This is a genomic window from Nocardioides sp. W7 (assembly GCF_022919075.1).
In the GTDB taxonomy this organism is placed as follows: domain Bacteria; phylum Actinomycetota; class Actinomycetes; order Propionibacteriales; family Nocardioidaceae; genus Nocardioides.
The window spans coordinates 80,131-104,812 of record NZ_CP095078.1 but is presented as its reverse complement, the minus strand read 5'-3'; the positions used below and the strand labels follow the sequence as shown (position 1 = coordinate 104,812).

Genomic DNA, 24,682 nt, shown 5'->3' with positions numbered 1-24,682 from the left:
GATGGTCCCCCCGAACTGACAGCGCCGCGGCCGATGGGTCATGATGCCGCGGTGACCACGACGCTGCGCGCCAAGCCCGACTCCGCCGCCCTGGCGGCGGTCGACGAGGCCCGAGACGCCCTGCTGCTGGAGGCGGAGCCGACCGACGTCGGCGACCATCTCGGCCACGTCGTCGAGGGCGAGCGGGTCGTCACCCACCTGTTCGCCTGCACCCGCCCCGGCTACGTCGGGTGGCGCTGGTCGGTGACCGTCGCCCGTGCGTCACGGCAGAAGCAGGTCACCGTCGACGAGGTCGTGCTGATCCCGGGCGACGAGTCGATCGTCGCGCCCGAGTGGGTGCCCTACCGCGAGCGGATCCAGCCCGGCGACATGTCGGTCGGAGACCTGCTTCCGGTCGACGACGACGACCCGCGGCTGGTCCCGACGTACTCCTTCGGCGACGACCCGCTCGACACCGACGAGAAGGCGCAGATCCGCATGGTCGCCCAGGACCTCGGCCTCGGCCGGGTCCGCACGCTGTCCCCGACGGGCCGCGACCTCGCCGCCCAGCGGTGGTACGACGGCGACGCCGGACCGGCCGCACCGATCGCCCAGTCGGCCCCCGACCACTGCCACAGCTGCGGCTTCCTGGTCCGGATCGCCGGGCCGCTGGCCGAGTCCTTCGGCGTGTGCGCCAACGGCGACGCCAACGACGACGGCCGCGTGGTCGCCTTCGAGCACGGCTGCGGCGCCCACTCCGAGGTTCGGCTGGCCAAGAAGCACGAGCCCCAGCCGCTGCCCGACCACGTCATCGACACGGTCAGCCTCGACGAGCTCGAGCGCTTCTAGGGCTGCGCCGGCGGCGAGGTCTCCGCGGCCTCGGTCCGGGTACGCCGGCGCCGCCGGCAGTACTCGTAGCCGAAGAGACCCAGCCCGAAGCCCGCCAGGCAGGTCCACAGCCACCAGGTGCGGCCGGTCTCCTCCAGCTCGCCGTAGAACGGCAGCAGGGCCACGAACGCGACGGCCCACGCGATCGAGCCGACGAGCACGGTCCGGACGCCGTCGACGTCGAGCGGCTCGACGTCGGCCACCAGGTAGGTGCGGCTGCCGATCTCGTGCTGCATCGGCTGCTCGTCGCGGAACTCCACGGGGGCAGGTTAGCCGGGCAACGGGCGGCGCTGACATGCTGGTGCATCGTGACCCGGGTTCTCGACAGCTACTTCCAGATCGGCCAGCGTGGCTCCACCGTCGGGCAGGAGGTCCGCGGCGGCGTCGTCACCTTCCTGACGATGTCCTACATCATCGTGCTGAACCCGCTGATCCTCGGCTACGTCCCCGACTCGGAGGGCAACTTCCTCGCCGGCGGCACCGGCCAGGGCACCAACCTGCCGGCCATCGCGGCCGGCACCGCGCTGGTCGCGGGCCTCCTGACGATCCTGATGGGCGCGGTCGCGAACTTCCCGCTCGCCCTGGCGACCGGCCTCGGCCTGAACGCGTTCGTCGCCGTGGCCATCGCCTCGCAGTCCACCTGGGCGGACGCGATGGGCCTGGTGGTCCTGGAGGGCATCGCGATCCTGATCCTGGTGCTGACCGGCTTCCGTACGGCGGTCTTCCACGCCGTGCCCCGCCAGCTGAAGGTCGCGATCTCGGTCGGGATCGGTCTGTTCATCGCCTTGATCGGCTTCGTCGACGCCGGCTTCGTGAGCCGCATCCCCGACGCCGCCCAGACCACCGTGCCGGTCCAGCTCGGGCAGACCGGTCAGCTCTCCGGCTGGCCCGTGCTGGTCTTCGCGTTCGGCCTGGCCCTGCTCATCGCGCTGTGGGTACGCCGCGTCCGCGGCGCCATCCTGCTCGCGATCCTGGGCACCACCGTGGTCGCCGTGGTCGTCGACGCGATCCTCGACCTGGGCCGACGCAACGCCGACAACCCGGGCGGGTGGGCGCTGAGCGTCCCGCACCTCGACGGATTCGTCGACGTGCCCGACTTCGGCACCCTGGGCGAGTTCTCGCTGTTCGGCGCCTTCGAGTCGATCGGGGTCCTGGCCGCGCTGCTGCTGGTCTTCTCGCTGATGCTCGCGGACTTCTTCGACACCATGGGCACGATGACGGCCATCGGGGCCGAGGCGGGCCTCAACGACGAGGACGGCGTACCGCCTCACGCCGAGCGGATCCTCGTCGTCGACTCGGTCGCGGCGATCGCCGGTGGCCTCGCCGGCGTCTCCTCGAACACGTCGTACGTCGAGTCCGCCTCGGGCGTCGGGGAGGGGGCCCGCACCGGGCTCGCCTCGGTCGTGACCGGCCTGCTGTTCCTGCTCGCGACGTTCTTCACGCCGATCGTGCGGATGATCCCGTCGGAGGCGGCGGTGCCCGCCCTGGTGCTGGTCGGCTTCCTGATGATGCAGCAGGTCACCGAGATCAACTGGTCCGACGTCGAGATCGCGTTGCCGGCGTTCCTCACGATCGTGCTGATGCCGTTCACCTACTCCATCAGCGTCGGCATCGGCGCCGGCTTCCTGGCCTTCCTGCTCATCAAGGTCGTGGTGGGCAAGGCCCGCGAGATCCACCCGCTGATGGCCGTGGTCGGCCTGCTGTTCGTCATCTACTTCGCGATCGACCCGATCACCGACTGGCTCACCTGATCGGCTGACCCTGGTCTAGTCGTCACCCTCGCCCGCCGGGTCCGGTAGGCCGAAATTCCGAGTATCGCCATCGCCGGGCCCCCGGACTTCCTACGATTCGCGGAGTCTGGTCGGGGGGCCGGGCGGAACGAGGCGTGAGGAGCTCGGCGATGAGCGGGCCGAAGGGGTACTCGTACACCGTCGTGTCGCAGGCCGAACTCGACCGGCGCGAGCAGGCGGCGATCCGGGCTCGCTGTCGGCGACTCCAGGAGAGCATCGGGGAGCTGACTGCGCAGGTCGCGGCGTTGGCCCACACCCAGGCGGACGAGCAGCACCGGGTCGCGGCCGAGCCGGGCGCGGACCTGGCGGCCGACCGTGACCGCGAGCGGCTGCTCCTGGCCGAGCGGGATCGGATCGCGGACGTTCTCGGGCGGGCCCGCGAGGCCCGGGTGGCCGCCCACCTGCGCGATCAGCTGTCGCGTGTCGACGTCTCGATCGACCTGGATCTCTCCGGCCTCGGCCGGTCGGAGTCCGCGGAGAGCCCGGCGGAGCTGCGCCGGAGCAGCATCGACGCGGTGTCCGCACTCGTGGCCACGGTGATGGACGACGACGCCCGCGCCGGGTTCGCCCGGCGTGCGGCGGCGCTGCTCGGCGCATCCGGGCCGCGCGCCCGGGGGCTGCTCTCGGCCCTCCAGTCCGACGTACAGCGCCAGGCCAGGGAACAGGAGCGCGACCTCGAGCGCCGGCGGCGCCACGAGGCGGTGGTGCTCTCCTCCGCCGAGCTGCCCGACGACCTCGCGGCCCGGGTCGCCTCGGCCGCGGACCGGACGCCGGCCGCCGAGGTCGACGCCCTCGAGCAGGTGCTCGTCGTGGCGCGGGCCGAGCACGCCCGGCGCCTGGACCGGGACTTCGTCCACCAGCAGACCCGCGCCGCGCTCGAGTCCTTCGGCTACCAGGTGACGGCGAGCACCGCCGACGGCCCGGCGGGGTTGACGACGCTGCTGGCGACGACGGGCCGGATCGGCACCGACCACGCGCTGCAGGTCCGGCTGCTCCCCGGGGACGGACGGTTCGTCACGAACGTCGTGGCGCTCCGAGAGGCGTCTGCCGAGGCCGACCGGGCGGCGGAGGACGCCACCTGCCACGACGTCCGGCAGCTGGAGGAGGCGCTGAGCCGAGCCGGCGCGGCCACCCGTCGAGACCACGAGCGACAGCCCGGAGAGGTGCCCGTGGCACGCCTGGACGACGCCGCGGCCCAGCGCGCGCGCCGGCGTACCCGGGCGGCGGGCCGGGAGCGGTCGACGTGACGGGCGGTACGACGGCCGGCCGCGTGGCCGGCTACCCGCTGTGGCTGCGGGATCTCGACGCGACCCTGCCGGTCACCGCGCAGTACGTCCTGCACGGCAACATCCGCGACCGCCACCTGCTGCCGCCCCGGGCCGGGAGCGACGCCCCGCACCCGCGCCTGATGGACACCGTCGGCGCGATCTGGGCCTGTCTCGAGCAGAGCGACTTCGACCTGCTCCTGCACCACTCGCCGATGACGGGCCTGACGGCGCGTCCGGCGAGCCCCGAGAGCGACGCGGCAGCCCGGCGGCTGCTCGACGGAAGCGGGGTGTCGGCAGGCGGCCCCGCGTCGTACGCACAGCTCGCCGAGGTCGTGAGACGGGTCGCCGGCTCGCGTGACGTGCGCTGCGCCCTCGTCGTCGACTACGTCGCGCAGAACCGTCCGACCGGCGAGCCGCCGGAGGACGACCTCCACCAGCTCATGCTCATCTCGCTCGGCCAGGTCCACGGAGGTGTCGGCCACGTCCGGCCCGGGGCGCGACGCGGCGCGATCTACAACCCGGTCCTGTGGCTGGTCGACCTGCCGGGCGACCTCCCGTCCTGGATGGTGTCCGGCAGCGACGGCATCCGGCAGATCGCGCTCCCGCTGCCCGACCTCGACAGCCGGCTGGCCGCGGCCCGGGCACTGGCGCCCGCGATGCCTCAGTCCCGGGCCGCGGCGGGCGCGGAGCCGGGCGACCCGGTCGCGCAGGCGGCGCTCTCCCAGCGCTTCGCGGAGACGACCGAGGGCATGACGCTGCGCGGCATGATGGAGGTCGTCAGCCTGGCCACCGACGCCGCACCGGCCGTCGGCGGTGGGCAGCCGCCCCCCATCGAGGCCTCCGTGCAGGCCTATCGGCTCGGGCTTCTGGAGAACCCCTGGCAGCGACCCGAGCTGCGCCGCCGGATCGCCGAGGGCGAGGCCCGGCTCAACGGCCGGGTCAAGGGACAGCCGCAGGCGGTGCGGCACGCCGTGGACATCCTCGTCCGGTCGTCGATGGGCCTGACCGCCGCCCACCGCACCGGACCCGGCGGCGGTCCTCGCGGCGTCCTCTTCTTCGCCGGCCCGACGGGCGTCGGCAAGACCGAGCTCGCCAAGGCCATCACCACCCTCGTCTTCGGTGACGAGCGTGCCTACATCCGCTTCGACATGAGCGAGTTCTCCGCCGAGGGCTCCGACGCCCGGCTCATCGGGTCGCCGCCCGGGTACGTCGGCCACGGCTCGGGCGGCGAGTTGACCAACGGGGTGCGCAGCCGGCCGTTCTCCCTCGTGCTGTTCGACGAGATCGAGAAGGCCCACCCGCGGATCCTCGACAAGTTCCTCCAGATCCTCAGCGACGGCCGGCTGACCGACGGCAGCGGCGGCACGGTCCACTTCTCGGAGACGATCATCGTGTTCACGAGCAACCTGGGCGTGCGCGACGTCGACCCGGCGGCGACCGGCCCCGCCTTCGAGAGCGCGGTGAAGGAGAACGTCGAGCGCGAGTTCCGCGAGCGGCTCAACCGCCCCGAGCTGCTCGGCCGCATCGGCGACAACGTCGTCGTCTTCGACTACCTCACCCGGGAGGTGGCGCACGAGATCCTCGCCAGCGTGCTCCCGCGGGTCCAGGAGCGCGTGCTCGCGCAGCACGGCGTCGTCCTCGAGCTCGCGCCGGAGGTGCGCGGACGTCTCTTCGATGTCTGCACCGAGGACCTGAGCCTGGGCGGGCGCGGGGTGCTGGACGCCCTGGAGAAGGCTCTCGTCAACCCGCTCGCGCGGGCCCTCATCGGTCGCGATGCCGTCGCCGGCTCGACGGTCGTGGCCGTCGACGTGGACGAAGCCGGCGAGGTCAGGTTCTCGTGAGCGGGTCCGGGAGGAGCTGATGGCCTACCACCGCTGCGCCGGCGAGGTCACCGGCGCCGAGATCTTCTGCCCGCACTGCTCGACCCCGATCCTCGAGGGTGACCTGAGCGACCTCCCTCCGGGCAGCGAGCCGGACGAGGCGACGGAGCCGGTGCCGACCTCGGTCGTCGAGGCCGCCCCGGAGCCGGACCCGGACCGTGGGCCGGTCGGCGCCCACGTGCCGTGCCCGACGTGCGGCAGCGTCGAGGCGGCCGTTCCGCGAGCGTGCAGCTTCTGCGGCGCCGAGGTCGCCGCGGACGTCGACACGGAGGTCACCCGCCCTCCCGCCGCCGGTGCGGTCGTGGTCGAGCTCCCGGGCGGCGCCTCGGTGACCCTGACCGGCGAGTCGCTCGAGCTCGGCCGGGCCTCGCCGGACCCACGGGTGGCGGACGCGCTCGCGGCGTACGACAACGTGTCGCGGCGGCACGCCCACGTGCGGTCCGACGGGACCGGGGTCGAGATCGAGGACCTCGGGGCGAGCAACGGCACGTACGTCGACGGGGAGCGGCTCGCGCCGCACCAGCCCCGTCGTCTCACCGGGTCCTTCGTGGTCCGTCTCGGATCGAACGTCCACCTGACCGTCCGAGTCACCCCGTGACCCCCGGCGAGGAGAGCCCATGAGCGAGCCCCAGCCCACCCGACGCGAGGACGTCCCGCCGGGGCCCGGGCCCACCCGTCAGGAACGGGGCGTCCCGCCGACCCGGCACGAGGACGCGGCGCCACCGACCCGGCACGAGGGCGGCGCGACGGCGGTCCGGAGCCGCCGTCTGCGGCTGCCCGACGTCATCGCCGAGCAGTACGAGCACCAGTGGGACCTGCCGCCCACGGGCGCCCAGGCCGACGTCGCGGTGTGTCGCGACCGGGAGACCGGGGCCGTGGTCGCCGTCAAGCTCTACCGCATCGACGCGGACCGCCTCGACCAGCGGGCCATCCTCGCCCTCCGCGACCACCCCGTGCCGCACGTGATGCCGGTGCTGGCCTTCGAGAGCCGCGCCGGGGCGACCTGGGAGGTGCAGGAGTACCTCCCCGCCGGCAGCCTCGACAACCTCGTGCAAGCACACGGCGGTCGCCTGCCGACGGCCCACGTCCACACGGTGGTCCGCCAGCTGCACGCCGCCCTGACGGGCGTCCACGCGCTCGACGTCGTCCACCGGGACCTGAAGGCCCAGAACGTCCTGCTCCGCTCGGCCGACCCGATCGAGTGCGTCCTCGCCGACTTCGGCCTGGCCAGCGGCCTGGCGCTGTCGCAGGACATCCGGTCCGTCGCCGGGACCTGGGCCTACATGCCGCCGGAGGCGCACAACAACATCGTCACCAGAGCCGGCGACTGGTGGGCGCTGGGCGTCGTGGCACACGAGATCGCCACGGGTCGGAGCCCGTTCGCCGACGAGCAGGGTCAGTGGCTGCCCGAGCACCAGCTCAAGGCGGTCATCTACGACGGCAGCTACGAGCTGACCCCCACGGGCGACGGCCGCCTCGACCTGCTGATCACGGGGCTGATGACCCACGACCGCGAGCAGCGCTGGGGCTCCGACGAGGTCGCCGAGTGGCTCGGCGGGGGTACGCCGGCGGTGGCGACCAGGACCCGGCGTGCCGGCGGGGCGGCCCGGCGGCCGTTCCCGTTCGCCGGATCGATGTACGACGCGCCCGCCGCGCTCGCCGCCGCGATGCGCGAGCACTGGCGGGAGGCCGGCGACATGCTGGCCGGCGTCAAGGCCACCGAGCTGCGGACCTGGCTCGAGCGGGCCGGGCACGAACAGGTGGCCGAGACCTACCTGACCGCGCCGATCAACCCCGACCGGTCCTCCGTGGGCCTCCAGGCCGCGCTCGACCCGGCGCAGCCGCCGGTCTTCCAGGGCCGGGCCCTCGACGGTGACGCCCTCCGGCGGGCGATCCGGGACACCCTGGACGGCGACGCCGACGCCGCGACCTGGGTGAGCCGGCTGCGCCGGTCCCGGGTGCTGTCGGTGTGGGCGGCCGAGGTCGAGGTCCCGCCCGCGCTGGCGCTCGTGGACGACCTGCTCGGGACCTGGTGGGCGGAGGCGGACCGGGTCCTCGCGGGCCTGCCCGCCCAGGCGTCCGAGGACGTCGGGAGCGCCCGGCCGGCCACCGAGGCGCGGCTGCTCCTCGCGGCCGTCGACCCGGCGCGGCGCGACGCGCTCGCCACCGACGCCCGGGCCGCCGCCGCACTCGAACCGGTCCCGGGCTGGGTCGCCGGCGTCGCGGGAGCGGTCCCCGGCGCGGGCCCGGGGACGCAGGCGGTCGCCGCCACGCTGATCCCGGCGGCACACGCCCGCGAGGTGCTGCGCCTGGAGGAGGTGCGACGACGCGAGGCGGAGGCCGACCGGGCCCGGCGCGACGCCGAGCGGGCCGAGCAGCGGGCCACCCGGCGTCGCCGGATGCGGGCCGAGGCGCGTCGTACCGGCCCCTTCGCCGTCCTCGCGATGGCGGCGGCGGCCGGCACCACCGTCGGGGTCAGCCTGGCCGGCGTGCCGGATGCTCGCGTCGACCTCGCCCTGGACGTCGTCCTGGACGCGCTGCCGCGGATCGCCACGGTCGGCGTGCTCTCCGCCCTCGTCGCCACCGCGGTCAGCATCGGGTGGCACGCCCTCTTCCCGGAGCCCCGCTCGCGGCTGACCTATGCGATCGTGCCGCTGGCGATCGTCTGGGCCCTGGTCGACGTGGCGACCGGTACGGCGGCCTCGGAGCCGTGGACGGACGAGCTGGCGAAGGTCGCGATCACGGGAGCGATGGCCGGCTGGATCGGCCGCCTGCTCGACCTCGGAGTGGATCGGGTCGTCGCGGCGCGGGTGGGCCCGGAGACCTCGACCGGCGCGGCGACGATGCCGGCCGGCGTACGGCGGGGGATGGGCCGGCGCCTGGTGGGCGTGGAGCGCGCCGGCTGGCCGATGCGGATCGGGATCGGGGCCTGGCTGAGTGCCGTCGTGATCAAGGCGGCGTACTTCAACGACGAGATCGCCGCGGCCCACCCGGCCGTGGCGGACTGGCCGACGCTGACCTCGGCCTTCGCGGACCTGCCGCCGTGGTACCAGGACGGTGTCATCGCCTACCTGGACGCGATGGAGCCGGTGCACGCCTTCCTGCGCGACTCGGCTCCCATGTCGTCGGTCGCGACGCTGTGCGCCGTGCTGCCGGCGCTGCTGCTCGCGGGCGGCCCCCAGCTCCGCGAGCTCAGCCCCCGGGCGCTCCAGTGGGCGTGGGTCGTCCTCGCGCTCGCCGGGCTGCTGTCGGCGTCGTACCACCTGGTGGAGCTCTCCGCGGTCGTCTTCGGGGCCGGGATGGCGGTCGGCGCGGTGCTCCTCGCGATCCTGGCCGTCGTCGCCGGGTTCGCCCTCCTCGTCGGTCTGCTCAACGGATGAACCTCCGGGTCACGGCCGCGACCCACCGGGGCCTCGTCCGGAGCGAGAACCAGGACGCCGTCGTCGTCGACGGCTGGGTGGCGCAGGTGTCGGGCACCCTCGCCACGCGCGACCTCACGGTCGACGCGGGACCGGCGGTCGTCGCCGTCCTGGACGGGATGGGCGGGCACGCCGGTGGCGCGCTCGCCGCCGTGGTGGGGGCGCACGCCCTGGTCTCGGCGTGCTCGTCCCTGCCCGTCCCGCCCTCGGAGGCCGACGTCGCGGCGCTCCTGGGGCGCGCGAACGAGTCCGTCTGCGCGGCCGCGCAGGGCGAGCTGGCCGACCTGGGCGCGACGGTCGCCGCCGTCGTGCTGACGCCCGAGTCCATCGACGTCGTCAACGCCGGCGACTGCCGGGTCTACCGGCTCGACCCGCCGTACCTCGGCCAGCTGACCGTCGACGACCGGGTGCCCTCGCCGCAGGATCCGTCCCGGAGCCTCGTCTCGCAGTCCCTGGGGCGCCACGGCCGGGGGAGCGTGACTCCTCACGTCGTCCGGCTCGACCCCCGGGTCCCGCAGGTCCTGCTCCTGTGCAGCGACGGGCTCCACGACGTCGTGGACCACGCCGTGGTCGCCGACCAGTTCGCCGTCGACGGTGTCGACGCGCGCGCCGTGGTACAGGTGCTGCTCCGGGCGGCCCTCACCGCGGGCGCCCCCGACAACGTGTCCGTGGTGATCGTCGAGATCGGGCCGGACCCGCGATGAGCGAGATCCTGACGGCCGTGCTCGTGCTCGTGGCGCTCGCGGGCGTCTACGCGCTCCTGCTCGGCAGGATGCCGGGGCGGGTCGGCCGCCCGCCGCGGGGGTTTCTCACCCGGCAGGGCGACCCGAGCGGCACCCCGCTGGGTACGGCGGCGCTCGCCGGCCTGGCGATCGGGGGCGCCCTGGTCCTGCTCAACCCGGCGGCCGACACCGGGACCGGCGCCCTGGTGGGCCTCGTCGTGGGGCTGCTGGTCAGCAGACCGGCCTTCCTGCCGGTGGTCCTGCCGCTGTTCGGCTGGACCGGGGTGGTCCTGGCCCTGGTCGGGCTGGTCCGGTTCGTCGTTGGCACCGACCCGGCGGGCGACGACCTGCGGGTCACCTACCGGGCCGCGCTGGCCGGGCTGCTCCTGGCGGCGTTCGCGCTGGGCCTCCTGGTCCACGGGCTCCGCGCGGCGGTGGGCAGACGGGGCCTCGCGCTCCTCGCCGTCGTCGACCTGGTCACGATGCTCGCCCACCCCGGCAACCGGGACACGCTGGCCCTCGACCCCGTCGGGCACCTCACGTACCTGGCCGTCGCCGGCGGCTTCGCCTTCCTGGTCGGGCTGCTCGCCTCCGAGTTCGTCCTCGGCGCCCTCGCGCTCGCGCTCGCCACCGTGACCCTGGCGGCCGACGCCGTGGCCGGGGACGCGCGCTCGGCGTGGGTCGGCCTGGTCGCCGCAGGCGTCGCGGTCGCCGTACTGCTGACCGTGGGCCGCCTCCTCGGCGGCCGGTTGCTCCGGACCTGAGACCGGACGTCAGGCCCGGCGACGGGGGCGTACGGCGATCCCGCGCGCCGCCAGGTCCTCCTCCAGCCGCTCCAGCGCCCCGGGCTCGGGGATCCCGACGACACTCAGACCGGTGTCGTCGACGCGGATCTCGATCCGGCCGGGAGCGCCACCCTCCGCCTCGCGGGTGCCGACCGCCCCGCTCAGGTGCAGGAGGCGCTGGTTGCGCGAGCCGCGGTAGCCCACCCCGCCGGCCCGGTCTTGGTCGAACGGCCCGTCGACGAGGACGTCGACCAGCTCCAGCATGGCGAGCACGTCGGGGTCGGCCTCGGCGACGAGGTCCTCCAGGACGCGCCCGGTGTAGACCCAGGTGGTGCGGCCCCTGCGGCGGGCCTCACCCAGGAGTACGGCGACGGCCGCCGGCTGCTCGGTCGGCTCGCCGCCGCTGACCGTCAGGTCGGCCGTGTTGTCGTCCAGTAGCTCCGCGGCGAGCCGGCGCGGATCCACCTCCCGGCCGCCGTGGCGGCCCCAGGTCTCGGGGACCATGCAGCCCGCGCACCCGATCCGGCACCCCTGCACCCACACCACGCTCCGGTGTCCGGGGCCCAGGACGTCCACGATGTCGCGGGCGGTGTCGGAGACCATCAGCAGGCCCTCGGCCGCGGCTGCGTCCGGCGTGTCGGCCACCGCGTCCCCCATCCGTCCTGCCCGGCCCGGGGCCGCTCCCCGTGCGCGGGACCAGCATCGCGCCCGGATCGGGTGGCGTCCCGGTTTTCGATCGGGTCGCGGGACCACCGCCGGAATACTTAGCAAAGGTAATGACTTATGCTAACGATATGCCCACCGTCGAGAAGGTCGTTCGCACCGACGCCGGACTCGCCTCCGAGCTTCGGATGTCCGTCATGCGTCTGCGCCGCCGACTGTCCAGCGAGGTCGACCCCACCAACGAGCTGAGCATGACCGCGATGGCCGTCCTCGCGGCGCTCCACCGCTACGGCGAGCTGTCGGTCGGCGACCTCGCCGGTCGCGAGCGGGTCAAGGCGCCGAGCATGACCCGCACCGTGAAGTGCCTCGAGGAGGGCGGGCACGTCGCGCGCCGTCCGCACGAGACCGACGGCCGGCAGGTGCTGGTCGCCCTCTCCGACAAGGGCCGCGCCGTCCTGCTCGCCAACCGTCGTCGCCGCGACGAGTGGCTCGCCCGCCGGCTGCGCGACCTGACCCCTGACGAGCGCGACGTGCTGCGCCGCGCCGCCCCGATCCTCGAACGCCTCGCCCAGGAGGACTGACACCCGTTTTGAGCCCCACCTTCCGCTCGCTCCACAACGCCAACTACCGCCGCTACGCAGCCGGCGCCGTGGTGTCGAACACCGGCACCTGGATGCAGCGCGTCGCGCAGGACTGGCTGGTCCTCCAGCTCGCCGTCAACGGCGGCACCGCGGTCGGCATCACCACCGGCCTGCAGTTCCTGCCGGCCCTGCTCCTCTCTCCCCTCGCCGGCGTCGTCGCCGACCGGGTGTCCAAGCGCAAGCTGCTGCAGGTCACCCAGGTGATGATGGCCGTCCCGGCCTTCGTGCTCGGCGTGCTCGCCGTCACCGGGGTCGCCGAGGTCTGGCACGTCTACGTGCTCGCCTTCGTCTTCGGCGTCGGCACCGCTTTCGACGCCCCCGCGCGCCAGTCCTTCGTCAGCGAGATCGTCTCGCCCGAGGACCTCACCAACGCGGTGGGCCTCAACTCCGCGTCGTTCAACGCCGCCCGGATCGTCGGCCCGGCCATCGCGGGCGTGCTGATCGCCGCCCTGGGCGGCGGTGCCCAGGCCACCGGCTGGGTGATCGTCGTCAACGCGATCAGCTACCTCGCCCCGATTCTCGCCCTGCGGGGCATGGACGCCTCCCGGCTCGCGTCGGTCGAGCCGACCCGACCGGCCCGCGGCATGGTGCGCGAGGGGCTGCGCTACGTCCGCAGTCGCCGTGACCTGGTGCTCGTGCTGGTCATCGTGTTCATCGTCGGCACGTTCGGGCTGAACTTCCAGATGACCTCCGCGCTGATGGCGACCGAGGTCTTCGACAAGGGCGCGACCGAGTACGGCCTGCTCGGCACCTTCATGGCGGTCGGCTCGCTGACCGGCGCCCTGCTCGCCGCCCGGCGTCCCACGATCCGGCTCCGGCTGGTCGTCGCGGCGGCGCTCGCGTTCGGGGCCGCCGAGGTGGTCGCGGGCCTGCTGCCGACGTACGTCTCGTTCGCCCTCTGGATGCCCGTGCTCGGGCTCTCCGCGCTGACCATGATCACCGCGGCCAACACCTTGATGCAGGTCTCGACCGCACCCGCGCTGCGCGGTCGGGTGATGGCGCTCTACCTGATGATCTTCATGGGCGGCACGCCCGTGGGAGCGCCGGTCGTCGGCTGGGTGGGGGAGACGTTCGGGGCCCGCTGGACCCTGGTCGGCGGTGGCCTGATCACCCTGGTCGGCGTCGCCCTGGCGACGATCGTCTTCCTCGCCCGCGAACGGGGACGTCAGCGCGTTTTGACCCCTGTCGGGGCGGCCGGTAGCCTCTTTCCTCGTGTCTGGGACGACCAGGCTGTTGTGCGTGCTCGGAGGTAGTCGCGGGACCTGACCGCGACTTCGCAGCACGCGAAGCCGGTGCCACTGAACCATGGTGGCAGCCGAGCGCCGGGCGACACGCCCGACCTCGGGGGCGAGCACGGCCGGTTGGTTCGCACCACCCGGACACAGAGCAGTTCGATCGTGTGCGGCACCGTGCCGGGCACTGAGAGTCACAAAGAAGGGGAACCGCCAGGTGCCCACGATTAACCAGCTGGTCCGCAAGGGCCGCCAGGACAAGGTGTCCAAGAACAAGACGCCTGCCCTTAAGGGTTCGCCCCAGCGCCGCGGGGTCTGCACCCGCGTCTACACCACCACCCCGAAGAAGCCGAACTCCGCCCTCCGCAAGGTCGCCCGCGTGCGCCTGAGCAGCGGCGTCGAGGTCACGGCCTACATCCCGGGTGTCGGTCACAACCTTCAGGAGCACTCCATCGTGCTCGTTCGCGGCGGCCGGGTGAAGGACCTCCCCGGTGTCCGCTACAAGATCATCCGCGGCACGCTCGACACCCAGGGTGTCAAGAACCGCAAGCAGGCGCGCAGCCTGTACGGCGCCAAGAAGGAGAAGAGCTGATATGCCTCGCAAGGGCCCCGCTCCGAAGCGACCGATCGACATGGACCCCGTCTACGGGTCCCAGCTCGTCAGCCAGCTCGTCTCCAAGGTGCTGCAGGACGGCAAGAAGCAGGTTGCTCAGCGCATCGTCTACACCGCGCTCGAGGGCTGCCGCGAGAAGACCGGCACCGACCCGGTCGTCACGCTGAAGCGTGCGCTCGACAACGTGAAGCCGGCCATCGAGGTCAAGTCCCGCCGCGTCGGCGGTGCGACCTACCAGGTCCCGATCGAGGTCAAGGGCACGCGCGGCACCACGCTCGCGCTGCGCTGGCTCGTCGGCTACGCGGCCGACCGTCGTGAGAAGACCATGCACGAGCGCCTGATGAACGAGATCCTCGACGCCTCCAACGGCCTCGGTGCCGCTGTGAAGAAGCGCGAGGACACCCACAAGATGGCCGAGTCCAACAAGGCCTTCGCGCACTACCGCTGGTGACCCCGGTGGGAGCTGGTCACCAGCTCCCACCTGCACCGGACTTCCTACTTTCTAAGGAACCCACAGACAGTGGCTGTCGACATCACCACGGACCTCAACAAGGTCCGCAACATCGGCATCATGGCGCACATCGACGCCGGCAAGACCACCACCACCGAGCGCATCCTCTTCTACACCGGCATCACCTACAAGATCGGTGAGGTCCACGAGGGCGCGGCCACGATGGACTGGATGGAGCAGGAGCAGGAGCGCGGCATCACCATCACGTCCGCCGCGACGACCTGCTGGTGGAAGGACCACCAGATCAACATCATCGACACCCCGGGACACGTGGACTTCACGGCCGAGGTCGAGCGCTCGCTGCGCGTCCTCGACGGTGCCGTCGCGGTGTTCGACGGTGTCGCCGGCGTCGAGCCGCAGACGATGACGGTGTGGCGACAGGCCAACAAGTACTCCGTGCCCCGGATGTGCTTCGTCAACAAGCTCGACCGCACGGGTGCCGACTTCTTCCGTTGCGTCGACATGATGGTCGATCGCCTCAACAGCACCCCGCTGGTGCTGCAGCTCCCGATCGGTGCCGAGAGCGACTTCATCGGCGTCGTCGACCTGGTCGGCATGCGCGCGCTGGTCTGGCGCGGCGAGACCACCATCGGCGAGGACTACGTCGTCGAGGAGATCCCGGCCGAGCTGGCCGAGCAGGCCGCCGAGTACCGCGAGAAGCTGCTCGAGACGCTGTCGGACGCCGACGACGTCATCATGGAGAAGTTCCTCGACGAGGGCGAGTTCACCGTCGAGGAGCTGGAGGCCGCGATCCGTCGCGCCACCCTCGCCGACAAGCTCAACCCGGTCCTGTGCGGCACCGCGTTCAAGAACAAGGGCGTCCAGCCCCTGCTCGACGCGGTCGTCAAGTACCTGCCCTCGCCGCTCGACATCGACGCGATCATCGGTCACTCGGTCAAGGACGAGACGGTGGAGATCAAGCGCCTCCCGTCCGACGACGAGCCGTTCTCCGGTCTGGCCTACAAGATCGCCACGGACCCGCACCTCGGCAAGCTGATCTACGTCCGCGTCTACTCCGGCAAGCTGGAGGCCGGCTCGACCGTGGTCAACTCGGTCAACGGCCGCAAAGAGCGGATCGGCAAGGTCTACCAGATGCACGCGAACAAGCGTGAGGAGATCGCGTCGGTCGGCGCCGGCCAGATCGTGGCCGTCATGGGTCTGAAGGACACCAAGACGGGTCACACGCTGAGCGACCCGCAGAACCAGGTGATCCTGGAGTCGATGACGTTCCCGGCCCCGGTGATCGAGGTCGCGATCGAGCCCAAGACGAAGAGCGACCAGGAGAAGCTCGGCACCGCGATCCAGCGGCTCTCCGACGAGGACCCGACCTTCACGGTGAAGGCTGACGAGGAGACTGGTCAGACCATCATCGCGGGCATGGGCGAGCTCCACCTGGAGATCCTCGTGGACCGGATGAAGCGCGAGTTCCGGGTCGAGGCGACCGTCGGCAAGCCGCAGGTCGCCTACCGCGAGACCCTCCGCAAGGAGGTCACCAAGCACAGCTACACCCACAAGAAGCAGACCGGTGGGTCGGGCCAGTTCGCGAAGGTCGTCGTCTCGCTCGGCCCCAACATCGACCCGGAGACCGGCGTCGGTGCGGGCTACGAGTTCGTCAACGCCGTGTCCGGTGGTCGCGTGCCGAAGGAGTACATCCCCTCGGTCGACCAGGGTGGCCAGGACGCCATGGAGTTCGGCGTGCTCGCCGGCTACCCGATGGTCGACGTGAAGTTCACGCTCGAGGACGGCGCCTACCACGACGTCGACTCGTCCGAGCTCGCGTTCAAGATCGCCGGCAACCAGGCCTTCAAGGAGGCCGCACGCATGGCCAAGCCGGTGCTGCTGGAGCCGATGTTCGCCGTGGAGGTGACGACCCCCGAGTCGTTCCTCGGCACGGTCATCGGCGACATCAACAGCCGTCGCGGCCAGATCCGCGCGCAGGAGGAGCGGCACGGCGACATCGTCGTCAACGCCCTCGTGCCGCTGTCCGAGATGTTCGGGTACGTTGGCGACCTGAGGTCCAAGACCTCCGGTCAGGCGTCGTACTCGATGGAGTTCGACTCGTACGCCGAGGTTCCCACGAACATCGCCGACGAGATCATCAAGAAGGTTCGCGGCGAGTAGCCCACCCGGGCCTACCCAGCACGAACCCTCGGCACCACCCAGTCAGTACGAGTCAGCAACACACCAACCAGGAGGAGCCCCAGTGGCTAAGGCGAAGTTCGAGCGGACCAAGCCGCACGTCAACATCGGCACCATCGGTCACATCGACCACGGTAAGACGACGCTCACCGCGGCGATCACCAAGGTGCTGCACGACAAGTACCCGAATCTCAACGCCGCGTCGGCGTTCGATGAGATCGACAAGGCTCCCGAGGAGCGTCAGCGCGGCATCACGATCTCGATCGCGCACGTCGAGTACCAGACCGAGGCGCGCCACTACGCGCACGTCGACTGCCCGGGTCACGCCGACTACATCAAGAACATGATCACCGGTGCGGCGCAGATGGACGGCGCGATCCTGGTCGTGGCGGCCACCGACGGTCCGATGCCGCAGACGCGTGAGCACGTGCTGCTCGCCCGCCAGGTCGGCGTGCCCGCCCTGGTCGTGGCGCTCAACAAGTGCGACATGGTCGACGACGAGGAGCTCATCGAGCTCGTCGAGATGGAGGTGCGCGAGCTCCTCTCCGAGTACGAGTTCGATGGCGACGACATCCCGGTCGTGCGCGTTGCCGCCTTCCCGGCGCTGCAGGGCGACGCCAAGTGGGGCGAGTCGATCATCGAGCTGATGAACGCGGTCGACGAGTCGATCCCGACCCCCGAGCGTGAGACGGACAAGCCGTTCCTCATGCCCGTCGAGGACGTCTTCACGATCACCGGTCGTGGCACCGTCATCACCGGTCGCATCGAGCGCGGCATCGTCAAGGTGAACGAGGAGGTCGAGATCATCGGCATCCGCGAGAAGTCGCAGAAGTCGACGGTCACCGGCGTCGAGATGTTCCGCAAGCTCCTCGACGAGGGCCAGGCCGGCGAGAACGTCGGGCTGCTCCTGCGTGGCACCAAGCGCGAGGACATCGAGCGCGGCATGGTCGTCATCAAGCCGGGCACGTCCACCCCGCACACCAACTTCGAGGCCTCGGTCTACATCCTCTCGAAGGAGGAGGGCGGCCGCCACACGCCGTTCTTCAACAACTACCGCCCGCAGTTCTACTTCCGTACCACGGACGTGACGGGCGTCGTGACCCTTCCCGAGGGCACCGAGATGGTCATGCCCGGTGACAACACCGAGATGTCCGTCGAGCTGATCCAGCCCATCGCCATGGACGACGGCCTGCGGTTCGCGATCCGTGAAGGTGGCCGCACCGTCGGCGCCGGTCGGGTCACCAAGATCACCAAGTGATCTAGCAGCACTCAGCCGAGAGGCCCCGCTCCCGTTGGGAGCGGGGCCTCTTGCATTTCCTCCTCGGCGTGCAGACGGGCCGGGCGGTCGCGGTCGATCATGGTGGAAACGGAGCTGTGAGGAAGGATGGACGTCATGCACGAGCACGGCGTCCGTCCCGCCCGACCGCACCACCGCCTGACCGAGGACGGTCGTCGGGTACGAGAGGTGCTGAGCTACTCGCGGCGTGGTGCCCGGTTCACGCCCAACCAGGCGGAGTCGTGGGCTGCGCACCAGGAGAAGTGGGTCATCCCCGACGCGGCCGTCGATGCGTCCGACTTCGCGTGGGCCGACTGGTTCGGCCGCGAGGCGCCGCTGATCGTCGAGATCGGCTCCGGGATCGGCGAGGCCACGGCGGCGCTGGCGGCCACCCGGCCGTCGTACGACGTGCTCGCCTTCGAGGTGTGGCTGCCCGGCGTCGCCGACACCCTGTGGCGGCTCGACGAGACCGGGGCCGGCAACGTGCGGCTCTGTGGCGTGGACGCCGTCTGGTCGCTGGAGCACCTGATGGGGGAGCGGAGCGTCAGCGAGCTGTGGACGTTCTTCCCCGACCCCTGGCACAAGAAGAAGCACCGCAAGCGACGCCTCGTCGACGCCGACTTCGCCCGGCTGGTCGCGAGCCGGCTGGTGCCCGGCGGAGCCTGGCGGCTCGCGACGGACTGGGCCGACTACGCCGAGCAGATGCGCGAGGTCCTCGACGCCGAGCCCGGTCTCGAGGGCGGCGTGGTCGAGCGCTGGGCCGAGCGGCCGGTCACGAGGTTCGAGCGCAAGGGCGTCGACGCCGGCCGCGCGATCACCGACCTGGTCTACCGGGCCGTCGAGGGCTGATCCCCGGCGTACCGCGTCGGGAGCCTCTCAACCATTCGGCCGGCAGAGGTGTCTTCTCCTCTCGTGAGCACCAGGGAGGTCCGATGAGCGAGCTCGGGTTCGACGAGTTCATGGCGGCGCGCTGGGCGCCGCTCTACCGCACGGCGTACCTGCTGACCGGCGATCGTCACCAGGCGGAGGATCTGCTCCAGGACGTGCTCGCACGCACCTGCGTGCGCTGGTCCTCGATCCGTGACAAGGCCGCGGCCGACGCCTACGTCCGCCAGGGGATGGTCCGGCAGATGACGCGGCAGTGGCCGAAGCGTCGCCGGGAGGTGCCGACCGAGGAGCTGCCCGAGGTCCCGTACGCCGGCGGGCTCGATGTCCGCGCCGAGCACCTGGACCTGTGGGCCGAGGTACGTCGGCTGCCGCCGCGGATGCGGGCCACGCTCGTGCTCCGCTACGTCGAGGACCTGACCGCCGAGGCCACCGCCCGCGAGCTCGGCTGCTCCGTCGGGTCGGTGAAGAGCCAGACCCACCACGCACTCAAGCGGCTGCGCGCCGCGCTGCCCGACCACCAGCCCGTCTTCCTGTCCACCGAGGAGTTGTCATGAGCGAGATCGACACCGAGATCCGGACCGCCCTGACCGAGGTCCGCGACGCCGTCGAGGCGCCGCCCGTCGACCGGGTCGCACTCCAGGTCCGGGTGCGCGCCGAGCGTCGCCGTCGTACGACGGGCCGCGCCGCGGCCGGTCTGCTCGGCGTCGCGGCGGCGAGCGTCGCGGTCGTCGGCCTGGCCGCCGTGCTCCGGGACACGTCCCCGCCGACCACCGACGTCGCCGCCCGGCCGCTCGCGAACCCCCAGCACCTGGTCGGAATGGTCGTCGAGGGCAAGCTCGTGGTGGGCGGACCCGACGGCTTCGACGCGACGGAGGTGCCGGCGCGCAACGTGCTCGGCGACCTCACTGATCTCATCGTGCTCACCGACCCGACCGGCGCCCTGGTCGGCGTCCCCGTCGACGGCGGGCGGGCCGGTGAGCCCGAGCGACTCATCCCCGGGGTGGTCGACTACGCATGGCTCGACTCCTCGGGCGTGCTGCGCGCGCAGCGCGCCGACGGTGCGGTGGTCCGCGGCACGCTGCGGGACGGCTGGGAGACCGACCTCGCGCCGACCGGCAACCTCTACCTGGTCGACGGGCGCACCCGCGTCGAGTCGGACGAGGACGGCCTGTCGCTGCGGCGCGAGCAGGAGGTGCTGCGCCGGATCCCCGGCGGGGGTGGCGTGACGGACGGGTCCCTGGCCCCGGGAACGCTGGCGGTGGAGACGGTCCGCGGAGTCCGCTTCTACGACGCCACCACCGGTCGTCGAACGGCCGCCGTCGCGAGCTCGGACGGTGGCAGCGGACGGCTGTCGCCGGACGGCAGTCGCTACGCGCGGGTGGCCGACGGCGTCCTCACGCTCGTCGACCCCCGCACCGGGGAGGTCGAGAGCGTCGAGGGGCCGTCGTCGTACAACGGCAACGTGGCCTGGACCTCGGCGGACACGTTCGTGGTGGTCTCCCGCGGACAGGGAGGCAACAGCCTGTGGGAGTGCGGGACGGGGAGCCGCGCCTGCCGTGAGCTGTACCGCGATCCGAGCGGCACCCTGAAGCTGCACTCCTGAGACATCCTGCCGGCCGTCGTCGCCCCACGGCCGAGCCCGGGCGCCCCGCCCTCGGACCGCGCCCGGTGCCTGGCCGCGATCGGGCGGACGGCGGTCGCGCGGAGCCACACGAGGCCCTCTGGTCCCACCGATGGTGCGGAACTCGCGCTGGTGTCGCGAAGCTTCATGACAGAGGAACGAGATTCTCCGCCTGGGCGGAGAATCTGTCGCCGCGCCACATCACCGACCCGCAGCCCTCACCGACGCCGCGTGAGCCGGCGGCGCAGCTCGGCCTCGCGCGCCAGCCGGGCGCTGTCGCGCTCGCGACGGGCCGCGACGACCGCGGCGAGGAAGGCCTCCGGCGGGGTGCCCGGGGGCGGGGCCGGGGCGACGTACGCCGCGACCCGGCCGGCCAGGTCGAGGCCGATCCGCTGGCGCGAGGCGGGGTCGAGCTGGGGGAGCCGGGAGAGGTACTGCCGCACCGCCAGCGCGAGCCCGGTCGGCAGCGACGCCAGGTCCGCCGTCCGGGCCCAGCCGGCCAGCGGCGGCGGCATCATCGGGGGCGCGGCGAGCTGCAGCCGGACCCGCTCGCGCACGACGTACGTGCCCGCGGCGTAGTCGCCGAGCCGCTTGCCGCGCGAGCTGACGAGGGCGGAGATGAACGCCGGGGCGCCGGTGAAGGCCCAGATCTCGACGATCCCGATCAGCGCCCGCACGAACGCGTGCTGGGCGGAGATCGGCCCGGCGTCGTCGCGGACCGTGCGCAGCCCGAGTGCGAGCTTGCCGACCGAGCGGCCGCGGGTGAGGGTCTCGATCGCCGTCGGCCAGACCAGGAAGGTCACCACCAGGGTGCCGATCACGGCGATGTGGAAGATCGCGCCGTCCGTCTGCAGGGCGGCCACCAGGAACAGCAGCAGGACCACGACCAGCAGCACCAGCGTGAGGCAGACGTCGATGAAACCCGACAGCATCCGCACCCCGAGACCGGCCGGTGGCAGGTCGAGCGCGACGGCCTCGCCGGTGACGAGGTCGTCGGTGGTGAGGGTCGCGAACTCCGGGGCGGACATCGCGGTCAGTCTAGGGTTCAGGCGTGGACCTCGACGCGTACGTGCTCGCGCACTCCGCGGACTGGCTGCGCCTGGAGGCCCTCGTTCGTCGGGGCCGGCTGTCGGGGGCCGAGAGTGACGAGCTGGTCGAGCTCTACCAGCGGGTCGCGACCCACCTGTCCGTGGTGCGTACCTCGGCGCCGGACGGCGCGCTGATCGCCTACCTCTCCTCGATCCTCGCGAAGGCCCGGTACCGCACGGTCGGCACCCGGGTGGGGTCCTGGCGCGGGGTCGCGCGGTTCTTCACCGACCGCTTCCCGGCCGCGCTGTACCGGTTGCGGTGGTGGTGGCTGGGCTGCCTGGCCGCCAACGTCGTGGTCATCGCGGTGATGATGCTGTGGCTGCTCGAGCACCCCGCCGTCGAGCAGAGCCTGCTGTCGCCGAGCGAGGTCGACCAGCTCGTCAACGAGGACTTCGAGGGCTACTACAGCGAGTACGCCGCCAGCCACTTCGCCGCCCAGGTGTGGATCAACAACGCCTGGGTGACCGCTCTGTGCCTGGCCCTGGGGATCCTCGGGCTCCCGGTCGTCTACCTGCTGTTCAACAACATCGCCAACCTCGCCATCATCGGCTCGGTCATGCACCGCCACGACCACGGCCAGCATTTCTGGGGTCTGCTGCTGCCGCACGGGCTGCTGGAGCTGACGGCCGTGTTCGTGGCCGGCGGAGTGGGCCTGAGGTTGTTCTGGTCCTGGGTCGAGCCCGGCGGGCTCACCCGCGCCCAGTCGATCGCCCGCGAGGGGCGGACGGCCGGCACGGTGGCCCTCGGCCTGGTGGCGGTGCTGTTCGTGAGCGGGCTGATCGAGGGCTTCGTGACGCCGTCCGGGCTGCCCACCTGGGGCCGGCTGGCCATCGGCGTGCTCGCCGAGCTGCTGTTCCTCGCCTACGTCTTCGTCCTCGGCCGCCGCGCGGTCCTGCGCGGCAGCACCGGTGACGTCGACGCCGCTCTGCTCGAGGACCGGGTCGCGATGCAGAGCTGAGACGGACTTCTCGGCCCACACGTCGGACAGCAACCCCTACAACAGCCCTCGCGCCTTCAGCGACAGGTAGTGATCGGCCAGCGCGGGCGGCAGCTTGTCGGCGTCGGCGTCGACCACCTCGACGCCCAGGGTGCGGAGCAGGTCGGCGGTGGCGCGCCGGCGGCGCAGGGCCTGCTCGGCCGCGGCGGCGCCGTACACCTCGTCGAGAGAGGTATGACGACCCGCGAGCTCCTCCAGCTCGGGGTCGCGCACCGAGGCGACCACCACCCGGTGGTGGCGGGTCAGGGTGGGCAGCACGGGCAGCAGCCCCTCCTCGACGGCGGCGGGCTCGAGCGGGGTGAGCAGCACGACCAGGGCGCGCTGGCGTCCGAGGGCGGTCACGGCGCCCGCGAGCGAGGCCCAGTCCGCCTCGGCGATCACCGGGTCGAGGTCGGCCATCACGTCCTGGAGGCGGGCGGCGACGTCGCGGGAGCCGGTCGAGCGGAGCCGCGCGCGCACCCGCCGGTCCCCGGCGACGAAGTCGACCCGGTCGCCCGCGCGGGCCGCGAGCGCGGCGAGCAGCAGGGTGGCGTCCATGGCGGAGTCGAGACGGGGCACGTCGGCGACCCGGCCGGCCGAGGTCCGCGAGGTGTCGAGGACCAGCACGACCCGGCGGTCCCGCTCGGGCTGCCAGGTGCGGACGACGACGTTGCGGTTGCGGGCCGAGGCGCGCCAGTCGATGGAGCGGACGTCGTCGCCGCGGACGTACTCGCGCAGCGAGTCGAACTCGGTGCCCTGCCCGCGCACCCGGACCGAGGCGCGACCGTCCAGCTCGCGCAGCCGGGCCAGCCGCGAGGGCAGGTGTCGCCGGGAGGGGAAGGCGGGCAGGGCCCGCACGTGGCCGGGCACCTCGACGGTCGCCTGCCGCGAGGCCAGCCCGAGCGGGCCGCGGGTGCGGACGGTCACCCCGAGAGCGCGCAGGTCGCCGCGCCGGCGGGGGAGCAGCGGGGTGCGCAGCACGGTGCTCTCGCCCGGGCCGAGCGTGACCCGGTGCCGGTTGCCGCTCGCCCCGGCCGTCGGCTGCCAGGCGTCGCGGACCAGGGCCCGGACCCGGCGGGTTGCCGCCGAGGTGACCCGCAGCTGTGACTCCGCGGGCTCGCCCGTGCGTACGGCGCCCGTGGGACGGCGCTCGAACCGCAGCCGAGCCGGTGACGGGGCGAGCAGCACGTCGAGGGCGGCGACCAGGGCGACCGCGGCGAACCAGAGCCACACCGTGCTGGTGGCGGGTCGCAGCACCACCGGGACCAGGCCCAGCAGCAGGAGCAGCGGCACGCGGCCGGAGATGGCCACGCGCTAGCGGGGGACCGGGACGGAGCCGAGCGCGGAGGCCAGGACCTGGGCGACGTCGACCCCTTCGAGCTCCGCCTCGGGGCGCAGCGCGAGCCGGTGCACGAGGGTGGCGTGCGCGAGCGCCTTGACGTCGTCGGGGGTCACGAAGTCGCGGCCGGTCAGCCAGGCCCAGGCCCGGGCGGCGCGCAGTAGCGCCGTCGCACCGCGCGGGCTCACGCCGAGGCTGAGCGACGGCGACGCGCGGGTCGCGCGGGCGATGTCGACGATGTAGCCGGCGACCTCCGGCGAGACCTGCACGCGGCGTACGGCGGCTTGGCCCGCGGCGATGTCGTCCGGGCCCGCGACGGCCGTGACCCCGGCCGCCGCGACGTCGCGCGGATCGAAGCCCTCCGCGTGCCGGCGCAGGATCTCCAGCTCCTCGGACCGCTGCGGGATCGGCAGCACGACCTTCAGCAGGAACCGGTCCAGCTGCGCCTCGGGCAGCGGGTAGGTGCCTTCGTACTCGACCGGGTTCTGGGTGGCCGCGACCAGGAACGGGCGCGGGAGCCGGTGGGAGACGCCGTCGACGGAGACCTGGCCCTCCTCCATCGCCTCCAGCAGCGCCGACTGGGTCTTCGGCGGGGTCCGGTTGATCTCGTCGGCGATCAGCAGGTTGGTGAAGACCGGGCCGCCCCGGAAGCTGAGCTCGCCGGCGTGGGAGTCGATGACCATCGACCCGGTGATGTCGCCGGGCATCAGGTCGGGGGTGAACTGCACCCGCCGGGTGTCGACGTCGAGCGAGCTCGCCAGGCTGCGCACCAGCAGCGTCTTGGCGGTGCCCGGGACGCCCTCCATCAGCACGTGGCCACCGCACAGCAGCGCGACGAGCAGCCCCGACACCGCCGCGTCCTGGCCCACGACGGCCTTCGCGACCTCGGTCCGGACGGCGACGAGCCGCTCGCGGACCCGGGCGTCGTCGATCGGACCGGCGGGGGTCTCGGTCATGTGCTCG

At 72.7% G+C, this 24,682-nt stretch carries 23 protein-coding genes; 18 read left to right on the top strand and 5 right to left on the bottom strand.

All coding sequences use genetic code 11. From position 1 onward, the window contains the following. The first annotated feature begins 51 nt into the window (after window positions 1-51). A complete protein-coding gene (locus MUB56_RS00575; RefSeq protein WP_244929978.1) occupies window positions 52-828 on the top strand; it encodes a DUF3027 domain-containing protein in 777 nt (258 codons plus the stop codon). Here MUB56_RS00575 and MUB56_RS00570 read toward each other — a convergent pair. After that, complete coding sequence (locus MUB56_RS00570) at window positions 825-1,127, bottom strand: DUF2530 domain-containing protein (protein WP_244929977.1); 303 nt, start codon at window positions 1,125-1,127, stop codon at window positions 825-827. The genes MUB56_RS00575 and MUB56_RS00570 overlap by 4 nt on opposite strands. A gap of 48 nt (window positions 1,128-1,175) precedes the next feature. On the opposite strand from MUB56_RS00570, the gene MUB56_RS00565 reads away from it, so the two are divergent. From MUB56_RS00565 to MUB56_RS00535, 7 genes are all read left to right on the top strand, one after another. Further along, window positions 1,176-2,618 (top strand): NCS2 family permease, encoded by a 1,443-nt coding sequence (locus MUB56_RS00565; RefSeq protein ID WP_244929976.1) that lies wholly within the window; start codon window positions 1,176-1,178, stop codon window positions 2,616-2,618. A 149-nt stretch (window positions 2,619-2,767) separates the two neighbouring features. Beyond that, window positions 2,768-3,904 (top strand): hypothetical protein, encoded by a 1,137-nt coding sequence (locus MUB56_RS00560; RefSeq protein WP_244929975.1) that lies wholly within the window; start codon window positions 2,768-2,770, stop codon window positions 3,902-3,904. Further along, window positions 3,901-5,766 carry an AAA family ATPase gene (locus MUB56_RS00555; RefSeq protein ID WP_244929974.1) on the top strand — a complete coding sequence of 622 codons (1,866 nt, stop codon included), beginning with the start codon at window positions 3,901-3,903 and terminating at the stop codon, window positions 5,764-5,766. The genes MUB56_RS00560 and MUB56_RS00555 overlap by 4 nt, the downstream gene beginning before the upstream one ends. A gap of 19 nt (window positions 5,767-5,785) precedes the next feature. Beyond that, on the top strand, window positions 5,786-6,403 hold the full coding sequence (locus tag MUB56_RS00550) for an FHA domain-containing protein (protein ID WP_244929973.1): 618 nt from the start codon (window positions 5,786-5,788) through the stop codon (window positions 6,401-6,403). Window positions 6,404-6,422: 19 nt separating this feature from the next. Next, window positions 6,423-9,185, top strand: a complete 2,763-nt coding sequence (locus MUB56_RS25810; protein ID WP_280637339.1) for a protein kinase — start codon at window positions 6,423-6,425, stop codon at window positions 9,183-9,185. Next, window positions 9,182-9,928: a protein phosphatase 2C domain-containing protein gene (locus MUB56_RS00540; protein ID WP_244929972.1), complete on the top strand. Its 747-nt coding sequence runs from the start codon at window positions 9,182-9,184 to the stop codon at window positions 9,926-9,928. Before MUB56_RS25810 ends, MUB56_RS00540 begins: the two co-directional genes overlap by 4 nt. After that, the gene (locus MUB56_RS00535) at window positions 9,925-10,710 is read left to right on the top strand and encodes a hypothetical protein (RefSeq protein WP_244929971.1); all 786 of its coding nucleotides are present in this window, start codon (window positions 9,925-9,927) and stop codon (window positions 10,708-10,710) included. Before MUB56_RS00540 ends, MUB56_RS00535 begins: the two co-directional genes overlap by 4 nt. Before the next feature lie 9 nt (window positions 10,711-10,719). Here MUB56_RS00535 and MUB56_RS00530 read toward each other — a convergent pair whose 3' ends face one another. Continuing rightward, window positions 10,720-11,376, bottom strand: a complete 657-nt coding sequence (locus tag MUB56_RS00530; RefSeq protein WP_244929970.1) for a 4Fe-4S single cluster domain-containing protein — start codon at window positions 11,374-11,376, stop codon at window positions 10,720-10,722. 149 nt (window positions 11,377-11,525) lie between these two features. Here MUB56_RS00530 and MUB56_RS00525 point away from each other — a divergent pair, with 149 nt between their 5' ends. The 9 genes from MUB56_RS00525 (at window position 11,526) to MUB56_RS00485 (ending at window position 20,297) form a co-directional block, all read left to right on the top strand. Continuing rightward, window positions 11,526-11,975, top strand: coding sequence for a MarR family transcriptional regulator (locus MUB56_RS00525; RefSeq protein ID WP_244929969.1), 450 nt, complete (start codon window positions 11,526-11,528; stop codon window positions 11,973-11,975). Between the two features lie 8 nt (window positions 11,976-11,983). Continuing rightward, the gene (locus MUB56_RS00520; RefSeq protein ID WP_244929968.1) at window positions 11,984-13,288 is read left to right on the top strand and encodes an MFS transporter; all 1,305 of its coding nucleotides are present in this window, start codon (window positions 11,984-11,986) and stop codon (window positions 13,286-13,288) included. 196 nt (window positions 13,289-13,484) lie between these two features. Beyond that, on the top strand, window positions 13,485-13,859 hold the full coding sequence (gene rpsL, locus MUB56_RS00515; RefSeq protein WP_134738134.1) for a 30S ribosomal protein S12: 375 nt from the start codon (window positions 13,485-13,487) through the stop codon (window positions 13,857-13,859). 1 nt (window position 13,860) lies between these two features. Then, window positions 13,861-14,331: a 30S ribosomal protein S7 gene (rpsG, locus tag MUB56_RS00510; protein ID WP_244929967.1), complete on the top strand. Its 471-nt coding sequence runs from the start codon at window positions 13,861-13,863 to the stop codon at window positions 14,329-14,331. Window positions 14,332-14,400: 69 nt separating this feature from the next. Then, a complete protein-coding gene (gene fusA, locus MUB56_RS00505) occupies window positions 14,401-16,512 on the top strand; it encodes an elongation factor G (RefSeq protein WP_280637338.1) in 2,112 nt (703 codons plus the stop codon). An 82-nt stretch (window positions 16,513-16,594) separates the two neighbouring features. Further along, entirely contained in the window at window positions 16,595-17,788 is a 1,194-nt protein-coding gene (gene tuf / locus MUB56_RS00500) for an elongation factor Tu (RefSeq protein WP_244929966.1), read from the top strand. 135 nt (window positions 17,789-17,923) lie between these two features. Then, window positions 17,924-18,655, top strand: coding sequence for a tRNA (guanosine(46)-N7)-methyltransferase TrmB (gene trmB / locus MUB56_RS00495; RefSeq protein ID WP_244929965.1), 732 nt, complete (start codon window positions 17,924-17,926; stop codon window positions 18,653-18,655). An 83-nt stretch (window positions 18,656-18,738) separates the two neighbouring features. After that, window positions 18,739-19,248, top strand: coding sequence for a SigE family RNA polymerase sigma factor (locus MUB56_RS00490; protein ID WP_244929964.1), 510 nt, complete (start codon window positions 18,739-18,741; stop codon window positions 19,246-19,248). Next, on the top strand, window positions 19,245-20,297 hold the full coding sequence (locus MUB56_RS00485) for a hypothetical protein (RefSeq protein ID WP_244929963.1): 1,053 nt from the start codon (window positions 19,245-19,247) through the stop codon (window positions 20,295-20,297). The genes MUB56_RS00490 and MUB56_RS00485 overlap by 4 nt, the downstream gene beginning before the upstream one ends. A 236-nt stretch (window positions 20,298-20,533) precedes the next feature. Here the strand turns inward: MUB56_RS00485 and MUB56_RS00480 are convergent, their stop codons facing one another. Beyond that, window positions 20,534-21,343: an RDD family protein gene (locus MUB56_RS00480; protein ID WP_244929962.1), complete on the bottom strand. Its 810-nt coding sequence runs from the start codon at window positions 21,341-21,343 to the stop codon at window positions 20,534-20,536. A 23-nt stretch (window positions 21,344-21,366) separates the two neighbouring features. Between MUB56_RS00480 and MUB56_RS00475 the strand changes: the two genes are divergently transcribed. Beyond that, window positions 21,367-22,362 carry a stage II sporulation protein M gene (locus MUB56_RS00475; RefSeq protein ID WP_244929961.1) on the top strand — a complete coding sequence of 332 codons (996 nt, stop codon included), beginning with the start codon at window positions 21,367-21,369 and terminating at the stop codon, window positions 22,360-22,362. 36 nt (window positions 22,363-22,398) lie between these two features. Here the strand turns inward: MUB56_RS00475 and MUB56_RS00470 are convergent, their stop codons facing one another. Further along, the gene (locus MUB56_RS00470) at window positions 22,399-23,691 is read right to left on the bottom strand and encodes a DUF58 domain-containing protein (protein ID WP_244929960.1); all 1,293 of its coding nucleotides are present in this window, start codon (window positions 23,689-23,691) and stop codon (window positions 22,399-22,401) included. Between the two features lie 3 nt (window positions 23,692-23,694). Beyond that, window positions 23,695-24,675, bottom strand: a complete 981-nt coding sequence (locus tag MUB56_RS00465; RefSeq protein WP_244929959.1) for a MoxR family ATPase — start codon at window positions 24,673-24,675, stop codon at window positions 23,695-23,697. Window positions 24,676-24,682: the final 7 nt, after the last annotated feature.